Raw genomic sequence first — 10,918 nt, forward strand, 5'->3', positions numbered from 1 at the left:
AAACAGACTCTCGGTGAATGTGTCGGCGCCGCGCATAATCTCCATCGGGTTGTTGGGCTCCTTCTATCAACGCTTCACGAACGCAGCGCGATGACGCGTTTCAGCGGTACTTCCGCAGGCTGCTAGAGCACGTGTTCGTTAAAGCGACGGACCGGGTAAACAACCGCGCCGAGTACAGCCATCAACCGACGCGTGAACGCGAGCGGCGCACGCGCGGCTTTCGTGAGCCGAAATCCAACGATGACTTTGCAGCTTGCGTTTGAGACTCTCAATGAAGTGTCGGTAATTCAGTGCGTGGCGGTTGTCGCCGCCACGCGAGCCTCGCGAGGTGATATGCACCAGCGCACCGACAGATAGCAATCGAGCCGGTCACCGTACACGCGCACCTTCAGGCGATGACCGATCAGGCGCGATGGTTGGGCAGGATCGTGACCGCCTGAAGTTGCGGCCGCTCCAGCGACGCAATATCTTCGCTGATCCAGAATCGATTGCTGTGTTTCGCTTTTGACGGCGACAAACCGCGCCTCCGGCTGTTGGGCCGCAGTCCAGATACCGCGCGTGTCGGCCGCATCGGATTTGTTGCGCAAGACGAACGCTCTCACCGAATGCGCTGCAATGAGCCTCACTTCATGACCAAGCTTCTGCAGTTGCCGGGCCCAGTGATGAGCACCACCGCAGGCTTCAATCGCCACAAGTGAGCGCTCCTCTTTGCAAAGAAATCCGCTACCTCACCTCGCTTGAGTTTCACGCGCTCGACCTTCCCGGTGGCAACGTCGACCCCATGCAACTGGAAGACATGCTTGGCGATATCCATGCCAATAACGGGCATCTTCATTTGAAAACCCCCTGCGTGAGCTGTGGGGTTCGACGCATCCCTGTACAGCTGGCTGCAGATGCTCTCTCCCACTGAGCTTCCGCTTGCCCGTTGCCGGGGGGAGGCGTCTATACCATCTAACACAAGTCATCAAGTGCGACGCGTGTCGCCGCCCGCCGGACGTAAATCGGCAATGTAGTGGATGGCAAAGCTCTTCTCTGCCTTGTCACATTCAACAACCTGAATATGGGAATTTGAAGCCGTGACCTGCTGTTACCCGGACGCGCGCGATTGGTAACGGTCGGGTGCGAAGCTCCGGGGACAACGTACCCTCCGTTATGGCGGTTCACCCGGGCAACCGGGAAGGAATCGACACTGCCAGCTGAGCTTCCCCTGAAATTTCGCCTTCCAGCAGGTCGTGTGTAAACTCGACCCAAAGGAAGGAAAGAAGAGATGTTCAAGGTACCAAAACAGGCGTACACGCCGGAGTTCCGGGCGGCGGCCGTGCAACGAGTCAAGGACGGGCAAGGCGTAGGCGCAGTGGCCCGCGAGTTGGGCGTGTCGGAGCAGACGCTGCGCAACTGGGTGAAGGCCGAGCAGGCCGGCAAACTGAACGGTCCCGGAGCGAAGGTGGTCACGCCCGAGCAGATGGAGCTCTCGCGGTTACGCGCCGAGAACAAGCGCCTGCAAATGGAGCTTGAAATCGCAAAAAAGGCGGCGGCGTACTTCGCGAAGGACCTTCTGTGAAGTACGCCTGGATTGCCGGGGAGTGCCGGCACTATCCGCTGTCAACGCTGTGCGAGGTCCTTCGGTGAGCGTGAACGGCGATCGTGCCTGGAAGCGCGGCGGCACGCCCGAGCGGAAACGGTTGACCGACACGCAACTGCTTACGCTGATTCGGTCGATTCATGCCGAGGTCAAGGGCGCCTACGGCTCGCCACGCATGACCGAGGAGATTCGCGCACGCGGGTTTCCGGCCAGCAAGGCACGCGTGGAGCGTTTGATGAGCAAGAACGGTATCCGGGCACGCCACAAACGCCGCTACCGCGTCACGACTGATTCCCGGCACAAGCTGCCCGTCGCGCCGAACCTGTTGAACCGCGAGTTCGCGCCGGCTGCGCCGAATCAGGTGTTCAGTTCGGACATCACGTATATCTGGACCGACGAGGGCTGGCTGTATCTGGCGGTCGTGCTGGACCTGTTCAATCGAGAAGTCGTGGGTTGGTCCATCAAGCCGCGCATGACGGCCGACATTGTGACCGACGCGCTGACGATGGCATGGTTTCGCCGGAAGCCCGCGCCCGGCGCGCTGCACCACTCGGACCGTGGCAGTCAGGGCGGATTCAACCGGTCGTCGCAACACTCGATTATTGAGCAGACCTCAGGTATTCGTCCAGTGCTTCGGCAGGTGTCTTCCAACCAAGTGTTTTCCGGGGTCTGGTATTCAGTGCATTGGCAACGGCCTGGATTTCTCGATCGCTCCACCGGGACAGGTCTGTACCCTTTGGGAAGTATTGTCGCAAGAGACCGTTCGCGTTCTCGTTCGTGCCGCGCTGCTATGGACTGTGCGGGTCGGCGAAGAATACCTGTACCCCGGACTCGACCGTGAAACGGGCGTGATCGGATAGTTCTTTGCCACGATCCCAGGTCAATGACCGCCACAACTGGGCAGGCAGGTCAGTCACGGTCTTCTTGAGCGCGTTGGCCATCGTGACAGCTCCGTAGCCAGCCAGCGCAGGACCATTCTTCGCTCTGGGAATCAGCCCGTAGCCCTCCTCGCGAGGCAGATGGACGAGCATGGTGAACCGGCTCGACCGCTCAACCAGCGTTCCGATCGCGGACCGGTTCAGGCCGATGATCAGGTCACCGTCCCAATGCCCTGGCACAGCACGATCTTGCGCTTCAGCAGGCCGGCTGGAGATCATCACCGCCTCGCTAACGTGCGCCCAGGCCTTGGCCTGTGCCCGGGCCCTCGGCACGCGCAACGCCCGCCCAGTGCGCAAGCAGCTGACCAGCTCGCGCTTGAGAGCACCTCGGTCCTGGATATAAAGAGCCTGGTAAATGGCTTCGTGAGAGATGCGCATGGATTCGTCATCCGGGAAGTCGATCTGCAGCCGGTTGGAAATCTGTTCGGGCGACCAGCCATTGACCCATTTGCGATCACCGCGATGCGGTTTGTTTCTCCCTTTGAATGGTGCTTGCCGTGGCCCAGAAATCTCACGACCATCAGCGTCGCGAACCTTGCCCTCCAGACGGTCTTGCACGTAGTGGCGCAGCCGCGAGGCCCGGGGTTATGCAGCTACATCCGTTGCCTGCTGAGCCACGAGCCAGTCTCGCATGAACTGGGCCGGCGACACAAAGCCGAGTGACGAATGACGACGACTGCGGTTGTAAAACACTTCGATGTATTCGAACAAGTCCGCTGCGGCTTCGCGATGCGTGCGATAGCGCGCTGCATGAACCCGTTCATTTTTCAGGCTTGCGCACGACCTCGGCGGTGTTGTTGCGAAGCGTCGCGCAGCACCCGCTAAAAGCTCGATTCCGACGCCAGGCACACACCGCGGTCTGCCAAGCTCGGCACGATTTGACTAGGCGGCAAGCTCGCAAATTCGGCACTATTGGCCACCTCGAGAATCTGCCGCCGCTCGGCTTCGCTCAGCTTGTTACGCGGCTCTGGCCGATTTGGCGTACGCGGCCATCGGCGTACAGCGTCGCCGTCATCCACCCAGCGCTGGAACGTGCGTGCCGCTCAGTCCCAACTCTTCACAGCCTTCTGCAGGCGGCAGCCCGAGCCCACCGCCTCTCGGATCAACGATATGCATAACAGGCGATCAGGGACATTGGTCAGTCATCCTCTTGTTCTCCCCAGATCGCCTGGGCTTTTTTCGAAGTACGAGCAGCGCCGCAGCTTCTGCCTGTGCCCTTCTCTTTGCGCTTCAACTCCTTTTCCAGTTGTTTGATGCGCTGCTTGTCTTCTTTGGGCTGCTGACGTTGCTCGCGCGCCTGTTCGGCAGCATTCCGTTGGCGGCACTGAATGAACGCCGTCGCCGCGCGGTGAAGATGCGCATCGAAGGCGTAGCGTTGAAAGAGGTGGCGCTGCGTTGCGAGATGTCGCCCACGACGGTGATTGCGGCCTGCAAGGCGTACGAGGCGGGGCGGCTGGCGTGCCGTGGATGTCGGGCCTCGCGGTCGTCCGCCGGGTACCGGACGCAGCCTGAGCGCAGATCAGGAGCGGGTCGTGCAGAAAATCATCCGGGACCGCACACCTGACCAGTTGAAAATGCCTTATGCCCTGTGGACCCGTCAGAGCGTGGCCGAAGTGATCGAACAACGGTTCGGCATCCGTGTGCCGGTTCGTACGATGGGGCAGTATCTGTGGCGCTGGGGCTTCACCCCGCAAAAGCCATTGAAGAAGCTTATGAGCAATCGCCGGCGGCGATCAGGAAGTGGCTCGATGAACACTATCCTGCCATTGCGCAGCGGGCCCAGGCTGAAGGAGCCGAAGTCCACTGGGGTGATGAAACCGGACTGCGCTCCGACGATGTTCGGGGCCGCGGTTACGCGCCCACGGGAAAGACACCGGTGCTCAAGGTCAACGCGAAGCGTGCCGGCCTGTCGGTCATCTCCACCGTGACGAATAAAGGACAGATGCGCTGGAAGATCTTCGACGGTGCGCTGAACACCGGCATCCTGATCGCCTTCATGCGACGGCTGATCACCGGGGCGAAGAAAAAGATCTTCCTGATCCTGGACAATCTGCGTGTCCATCACGGCAAGGCCGTGAAGGCCTGGCTGGGCAGACACCGCGACCGGATCGAGGTGTTCTATCTGCCCAGCTACAGCCCTGAGCTCAATCCCAACGAGATGGCCAACGCCGACCTCAAGCAAAGCGTCACACGGCGGGCGCCAACGCGTACCAGGCTGCAACTGGTCAAGGCCACCGCGTACCATTACAGGGTTGTGCAGAAGCAACCCGAACGCATCCGGCGATACTTCCAGCATGATCCTGTCCGTTATGCGGCTTGATTTCAACATTTTATTGCCGGATCAATACAACGGCAAACTTGTCTTCCGAAGACCATCCTTCGGCGTTCTTCCCGTCTCCCGGCACGGCCAATCCCTTTCGCCTCGCGGCGCCACACGTACAACGTGTGTTCCGTGATTCCTGTTTCTCTCGCCAGCGCCGACACCGGCACATCTTCCGGCGGCATCATACGACGCACCACGGCTTCTTTTCGTTCTGCTGAGTAGGCTTTCATTTACGCCGATCCTACCGCCCCCGGACCTCGTCTAAGAATCAAACGACACGACAACTATTCTGACGCCGGGGGCCCACGCCGATTAAGGCCCGACAGACCAACACCGATGCTGCTCTAGCTCCACACCCAAAGCTCATTGCCCAGCGCCTTTTGCACCAAGACTGTTGCATTCGCGACAATCAGTGTTTGCATTGTAAGTCCCGTCCGTTGTTGTTCGACAAAGGATTTCGATTAGACCGATACCTTGGCTGTTGGCACGATTTTCTCTAGCTTCGTCTGCGATCATCTTCAACAGCAGCAGCCGAATTTAAAAGGAGAGAATCATGTTTCGATTTTAGAAATCCAGCCCCCCGATGAAGGGTCCTGAAAAATGGTTCGCAATTCCAAAAACTTGATATGGAAAATCAATCGTGAAGCTGCAGCGCTGCCTGCGACGTTTTAGCGCAAGCAGCGCGGTGGCCAATGGGAATCGTTTTCCGGTCCTCTTGCGATGGCCCATGTCCTTGTCGAAACGCACTGATTTTTTGCCTGAGTGAATGGATCAACGTTCCGTTTATCACCGTGCCGCTTCGCTCGCAAACCAGCTTCCTCGAGCTGCTCAGCGGGTGCATGGTTTCGCCCGAAGGATGGGTGAGCCGCGCGATTTCGGCCATTGGGTGTACGCGCCGCTGGATGGCGTATTGCAAGCTTCTGGAGCGTGGCACCTAGCGTACGGGGCCACTCGCGCGAGCGCTGCTGAGACTGTTGCTTGCTGTCTTGCCCATCGGCACGCTCACCATGGTCCTGGACGATACGCTGATCATGCGGTGCTCGAAGAAGGCACCGGGCGTCGGGTGGCGACGCCAGCAAAGCGGCAAGACCAACCGGCCCAAACACGTCTGGGCGCAATGCATCGCGACTCTGTGTGTGAGCGTGCTGGGCAACGAGGGCGTCGGCATGGTGTTGCCGATCCTCTCGCGACTGGTTCCGGAACCGGGCAACATCAACAAGCTCAGGATTGTGCTGGCGCTTGTGCGTGCAGTCTCGGGTGTGACCGAGCGGCCCATACGTGTGCTGTTCGACTCGTGGTTCATGCGCGCGCGTTTGGTCCTGCCATCGCTGCGTCGGAACATGCACGTCATCGGCCACGCGACTATCGATACCGTGCTGTTTCGGCCGGCCGTTCGGTCCGGTGGGCCCCGGCGTGGACGGCCGCGCATCTATGGCAAGCGCCTGAGTGCCGAGGCCATCGAAGCGCTGTGCGCAACCGGATTGACGATGAAGCTCTATGGCAAGGAACAGCGCGTGCGCCTGCGTTCGACCGTCGTCGTGGCCCGCTTCCCGAAGGGTGCGCCCGTGCGCGCTGTCTGGTGCCAGTTCTACAACGACAAGCGGCAGGAATGGAAAAAGCGACGTCTGATCCTGGCCTCCGAAGTGGATCTGGAGGCACAAACCATCGTTCAGCTTTACGCGCGCCGCTGGGGCATAGAACCGCTGTTTCACAATCTCAGGCGTTGGTGGGGATTCAACAATCTCTGGCAGCAGACGCGCACCCTACTCGAACTCTGGATGCAGATTCGTTCGTGCGCATGGACTCTCACGCAGTCGCTCAGCCTGGCGATTGCCGAGGACTTCCCCATGCACGAAATTGCGCCGTTGAGAATCGGTCAGCCCGTCACCGCTGGCCTGGCCGCCCAATGGCTGCGTCGGGAATTTACCGGACTTGCCTCCCACACTCCCATGCAGTGGAAGTCTGGAAAACTCCAGAGGCCCGAAGCGCGTCACGCCCCTTGAGTTACCAGTCGATGCCGCTTCTACGGCCCCGCCTGTTCACTTCACGCAATCTCAGTCTCGTTCGCCGTCTGATCGCCAACGGACGGCGACAGCGTTCGAGTGTCTAAAGCTCAGTCTAATCAATAAGGTGTTTTATGGCTCGAAATCTAAAAAAACGATTGATGATATGCGCGCTCGGGATCATCGCGGCGAGCGGAGTTAGAGCCGCATCTACCGAAGCCACCATGGTAGTGCCGGAGATCGCCTACACTCGAACGATGCTCCCCAACGGCCTCACCCTCGTGGTGCACGAGGACCACAAGGCCCCGGTGGTGGCGGTGAGCGTTTGGTATCACGTCGGCTCTGGCGACGAGCCCAAGGGCAAGAGCGGCTTGGCGCACCTGTTCGAGCACTTAATGTTCTCCGGCTCGGAGCACCATAAGGGCTCCTTTTTTGCTCCGTTCGAGCTGGCCGGCGCGACCGGCATGAATGGCACCACTGGGTTTGACAGAACCAACTATTTCGGGACGGTGCCGACCACCGCGCTCGACATGGCTTTATGGATGGAGTCGGACCGCATGGGCCACCTGCTCGGTGCAATCGGCCAGAAAGAGCTCGATACGCAGCGCGGCGTGGTTCAAAACGAGAAGCGCCAAGGAGAGAACGCTCCTACGGCCGCGTATACCAGAACATCCTGTCCAACATCTATCCGGCAAACCATCCATACCAGCATGACATCATCGGCTCCATGCAAGATCTAAACGGCGCCTCGCTGGCTGACGTGAAGCAGTGGTTCCGCGATCGCTATAGTGCTGCCAACGCGGTGATCGTGCTGGCCGGCGATATCACACCCGCGCAAGCCAAGGAGAAAGTCGTCAAGTACTTCGGTGACATCCCGGCCGGTCCGCCGGTGCCGCGCCAGCAGCCGTGGATCACCCCGCTGGCGAAGTCCACGCGCGGCGTACAGCACGACCACGTGTCGCAGAGACGCATCTACCGCACCTGGGTTGTGCCGCAGTTGGGCACGGATGACCTGATTTCGCTGCGCCTTGCCGCTACCGTGCTCGGTGGGGGTAGGACCTCGCGGCTCTACCAGCGCCTAGTCTATCAGGACAAGTTAGCCGACAATGTGTCCGCGGGCGTGTCACCGCTCGCTTTGACCGGTCAGTTCCAGATTAATGCTAACGTGCGCAAGGGCGTGGATGCGGCCAAGGTCGAGTCGGTCATCGCCGACGAACTGAATAAATTCCTCATCGAAGGCCCAACTCAGGATGAGCTGGATCGTGCCAAGGTCGTTTATCGCGCTTCTCTCGTGCGTCGCCTGGAGAAAGTCGGCGACAAGGCCCAGATGTTGGCCTCGGGGCAACTGTATCTCGGCGATCCAGGTGCCTACAAGAAGGACCAACAGCGCGTCGACGCCGCCACCGTTGGCAGTGTAAAAGCCTCGGCGGACAGGTGGCTCACCAAGGGAGACTACCTGCTCACCGTGCTGCCGGGCAGCAACGACTTTGACCCGCAGGCGGAGGACGCGAAGGTCGTGCCGTTGCCCGACGCGCAGGGTCGACCCGAGCCCAAACTGCCGGCTCCACAGCAATACGTCGTGAGCGAGAGCGAGGTCGACCGTGCCAAAGGCGTGCCGCAGGTCACTCACTTCCCCGAACTACGTTTTCCGAAGCTCGAGCGGGCAAACTGAAGAACGGCATCGAGGTGGTGCTGGCGCAACACTACACTGTCCCAGTCACCCAGATCTACCTGCAGTTCGATGGCGGCTACGCCGCCGACGAAGGACGCAAGCTTGGTACCGCCAGCTTCGCCGCCTCCCTGATGGGCGAGAGCACCAAGTCGCTTGACGCGCTGGAGGTAGCCAAGCGCACGCAGCGCTTGGGCGCCATCATGGGTGTTAGCTGCGGGCTGGATACCTGTAGCGCGTTGCTTAACACACTCGATGACCAACTCAAGCCTTCGCTCGCGCTGTTCGCGGACATCGTGCGCAACCCGGCCTTCAAGGCCGACGACATCGAACGTGTGCGTGCTCAGCGACTAGCCGACATCGCACAAGAAAAGGTCGACCCGGGGTCCCTCGCCAGGCGCATGTTGCCGCCTCTGCTGTACGGCCACGACCATGCCTACAGGATTCCGTTCACTGGCACCGGCACCGAGGCGTCGATCAAATCACTTACGGCAGACGACCTAGAGGCGTTCCGGCGCGACTGGCTGCGGCCCGACAACGTGAAGATCCTGGTCGTCGGCGACACCACGCTGAAGGAGATCACTCCACAACTCGACGCCGTGTTCGGCGACTGGAGGGCGCCGTCCGCGCCATTGCCGAAAAAGAACATCGCCAAGGTCGCCGACCAAGCCACGCCACGGGTGTTTCTGATCGACCGGCCCAAAGCGCCACAGTCGCTGATCCTCGCCGGTCTGCTCGCGCCGTCGAGCAAGGCGATCAACGCCATAGACATCGATATCGCCAACCGCGCGTTCGGCGGCACCTTTACGTCGCGCCTGAACATAAACCTGCGCGAGGAAAAGCGCTGGAGCTACGGTGCCGGCAGCGGCCTTGTTGGCGCGCTGCGCCAGCGGCCGTGCCAGATGTACGCGTCCGTTCAGGCCGACAAGACTACCGAATCCGCGCTCGAGATGGAAAAGGAGGCGGTGGCCATCGTCGGTGCCAAGCCGCTGACTGCACAGGAAGTGGACAAGGTTAGGTCGTCCATATTGCGCGGTCTGCCGGGCAGTTTCGAGACCACCGGGTCGGTGATCGGCGCCGTCGACAATATCGTGAAGTACGGCCGTCCGGACGACTACGTACAGACGCTCGAGCAGCGCATCGAGGCGGTGAGTGTATCAAGCGCGCAGGCGGCGATCGACGAAATTGTCAAACCACAAGCAATGACCTGGGTGATCGTGGGCGATCTGAAAAAGATCGAGCAGCCGGTGCGCGAGCTCGGTCTAGGTAAGGTGCACGTGCTCGATGCCGAAGGCCGGCTCGTTCGTTAGAGGCTGGTTCGGAGTCTCTGCGATTTTGCCCCTGCCTTGAATTCACAATAAGAGTTCAGTTCAAAAAGACCCCCGAGGGGCTGGCGGCCTAGATTCGTGAATATCTGAAGGTTCAGATATTCACGATTGCCCACTCCGGCAAATTCGGCGAAGAGACCATGTAGACGACGGCGGCACCGCCGTGTTCAGGCGGGATCGCGGGCGCTGAGTTGTGTGGCAATGGTTCGCATAATGTCCTGAAATTTTCCTACCGACCATGGTGGTCGGCAAGGAGAAAATCATGGTGCAGTCTGAACTGGTGCGCTGCAGGGAATGCCCGGCAACGCTTTTGCCATCATTTACGGCCGCAGCTCAGTCCTCAGCGAGTTGCACCGGCCGGAAGTATGGCTGGTTTGTCAAGGCTTCCTGGACGGAGCAACTTTTGGCGGGATAGGCGCTCTTATGCGATTCTGATCCCCCGATTATCATTCTCCCCGGTCACGCCGGATTGCGTCGGGGCGTCGTTGACCTTCCAGAAGATGTAGAGATACTTACGGTCTCCAGGGGAAGGATCGCCATACTGATTACCGGCGACAAACACGCGCGTGCCGTTTGCGTATTGCTGTCGAACCTGATCGGTGACGTCAATGGTGTTGTTCCAGACACCATAACCCGCATTGCTAATCACTGTACTCATAGTCGTTTCTCCAGAATGTCAAGTTTCACGACCGCCACTCCGATGGGAGTAATTCGGTCGGCTACCTTTACGCGAAATCTATACCAACAAGTTAAGGAAGCTCTGCAGAAGTCGTTTTCGTAGCGGCGATTTTCCACACGCATCGCAGTCTGAACGGCGACGACATTCCTTGTGCGGAGATCGCCCGGTACAGTCACCAGTCGGAGGCTGTACCGGTGAAACATATGCCCGCACCGGCTCCATCTTAAGCGTTTCGCAAAGCTCTGCGCGCCATCCACAAATTGCTCAAAGTGAACCGCCCCGGGATTTCCGGAGGCTCCACTTCTTGAGAAAATGGAGCTATGGAAAACACGAAGAAGAAGTGCCCAAGGTACTCGCCTGAAGTTCGTGAGCGGGCTGTGCGAATGGTTCTGGAAC

6 protein-coding genes and 9 pseudogenes are annotated in these 10,918 nt (G+C 59.8%); 9 read left to right on the forward strand and 6 right to left on the reverse strand.

The features are described from left to right. Positions 1 to 103 precede the first annotated feature (103 nt). Positions 104 to 230, forward strand: a pseudogene (locus tag AB3X89_RS37725) (IS6 family transposase); the annotation flags it as partial. Between the two features lie 249 nt (positions 231 to 479). Here the strand turns inward: AB3X89_RS37725 and AB3X89_RS37730 are convergent. After that, positions 480 to 835 (reverse strand): annotated as a pseudogene (locus AB3X89_RS37730) (IS110 family transposase); the annotation flags it as partial. A 432-nt stretch (positions 836 to 1,267) separates the two neighbouring features. Between AB3X89_RS37730 and AB3X89_RS37735 the strand changes: the two are divergent. Then, positions 1,268 to 2,150: pseudogene (locus tag AB3X89_RS37735) on the forward strand (IS3 family transposase); the annotation flags it as partial. 31 nt (positions 2,151 to 2,181) lie between these two features. On the opposite strand, the pseudogene AB3X89_RS37740 reads toward AB3X89_RS37735, so the two are convergent. From AB3X89_RS37740 to AB3X89_RS37750, 3 pseudogenes are all read right to left on the reverse strand, one after another. Continuing rightward, positions 2,182 to 3,093, reverse strand: a pseudogene (locus AB3X89_RS37740) (IS30 family transposase); the annotation flags it as partial. Positions 3,094 to 3,105: 12 nt separating this feature from the next. Next, positions 3,106 to 3,294: pseudogene (locus AB3X89_RS37745) on the reverse strand (IS3 family transposase); the annotation flags it as partial. Between the two features lie 50 nt (positions 3,295 to 3,344). Beyond that, a pseudogene (locus tag AB3X89_RS37750) lies at positions 3,345 to 3,832 on the reverse strand (IS3 family transposase); the annotation flags it as partial. Between AB3X89_RS37750 and AB3X89_RS37755 the strand changes: the two are divergent. The 3 genes and pseudogenes from AB3X89_RS37755 to AB3X89_RS37765 all read left to right on the forward strand — a co-directional run bounded on the left by AB3X89_RS37755 (position 3,767) and on the right by AB3X89_RS37765 (position 4,840). Continuing rightward, positions 3,767 to 4,084: a hypothetical protein gene (locus tag AB3X89_RS37755; protein WP_368587747.1), complete on the forward strand. Its 318-nt coding sequence runs from the start codon at positions 3,767 to 3,769 to the stop codon at positions 4,082 to 4,084. The pseudogene AB3X89_RS37750 and the gene AB3X89_RS37755 overlap by 66 nt on opposite strands. A gap of 10 nt (positions 4,085 to 4,094) precedes the next feature. After that, a pseudogene (locus AB3X89_RS37760) lies at positions 4,095 to 4,169 on the forward strand (hypothetical protein); the annotation flags it as partial. Between the two features lie 20 nt (positions 4,170 to 4,189). Further along, a complete protein-coding gene (locus tag AB3X89_RS37765; protein WP_368587748.1) occupies positions 4,190 to 4,840 on the forward strand; it encodes an IS630 family transposase in 651 nt (216 codons plus the stop codon). Between the two features lie 22 nt (positions 4,841 to 4,862). On the opposite strand, the pseudogene AB3X89_RS37770 reads toward AB3X89_RS37765, so the two are convergent. After that, positions 4,863 to 5,073 (reverse strand): annotated as a pseudogene (locus AB3X89_RS37770) (transposase); the annotation flags it as partial. A gap of 729 nt (positions 5,074 to 5,802) precedes the next feature. On the opposite strand from AB3X89_RS37770, the pseudogene AB3X89_RS37775 reads away from it, so the two are divergent. The 4 genes and pseudogenes from AB3X89_RS37775 to AB3X89_RS37790 all read left to right on the forward strand — a co-directional run. Then, positions 5,803 to 6,846: pseudogene (locus tag AB3X89_RS37775) on the forward strand (transposase); the annotation flags it as partial. A gap of 224 nt (positions 6,847 to 7,070) precedes the next feature. Next, positions 7,071 to 7,586, forward strand: coding sequence for a M16 family metallopeptidase (locus AB3X89_RS37780; protein WP_368587749.1), 516 nt, complete (start codon positions 7,071 to 7,073; stop codon positions 7,584 to 7,586). Then, on the forward strand, positions 7,574 to 8,518 hold the full coding sequence (locus AB3X89_RS37785) for a M16 family metallopeptidase (protein ID WP_368587750.1): 945 nt from the start codon (positions 7,574 to 7,576) through the stop codon (positions 8,516 to 8,518). The genes AB3X89_RS37780 and AB3X89_RS37785 overlap by 13 nt, the downstream gene beginning before the upstream one ends. A gap of 14 nt (positions 8,519 to 8,532) precedes the next feature. Continuing rightward, entirely contained in the window at positions 8,533 to 9,825 is a 1,293-nt protein-coding gene (locus AB3X89_RS37790; protein ID WP_368587751.1) for a M16 family metallopeptidase, read from the forward strand. Between the two features lie 439 nt (positions 9,826 to 10,264). Here the strand turns inward: AB3X89_RS37790 and AB3X89_RS37795 are convergent, their stop codons facing one another. Further along, the gene (locus AB3X89_RS37795; RefSeq protein WP_368587752.1) at positions 10,265 to 10,501 is read right to left on the reverse strand and encodes a hypothetical protein; all 237 of its coding nucleotides are present in this window, start codon (positions 10,499 to 10,501) and stop codon (positions 10,265 to 10,267) included. Positions 10,502 to 10,918 lie beyond the last annotated feature (417 nt).

Origin of the sequence: Paraburkholderia sp. BR14320 (assembly GCF_040948665.1) — a bacterium.
Classification (GTDB): domain Bacteria; phylum Pseudomonadota; class Gammaproteobacteria; order Burkholderiales; family Burkholderiaceae; genus Paraburkholderia; species Paraburkholderia youngii.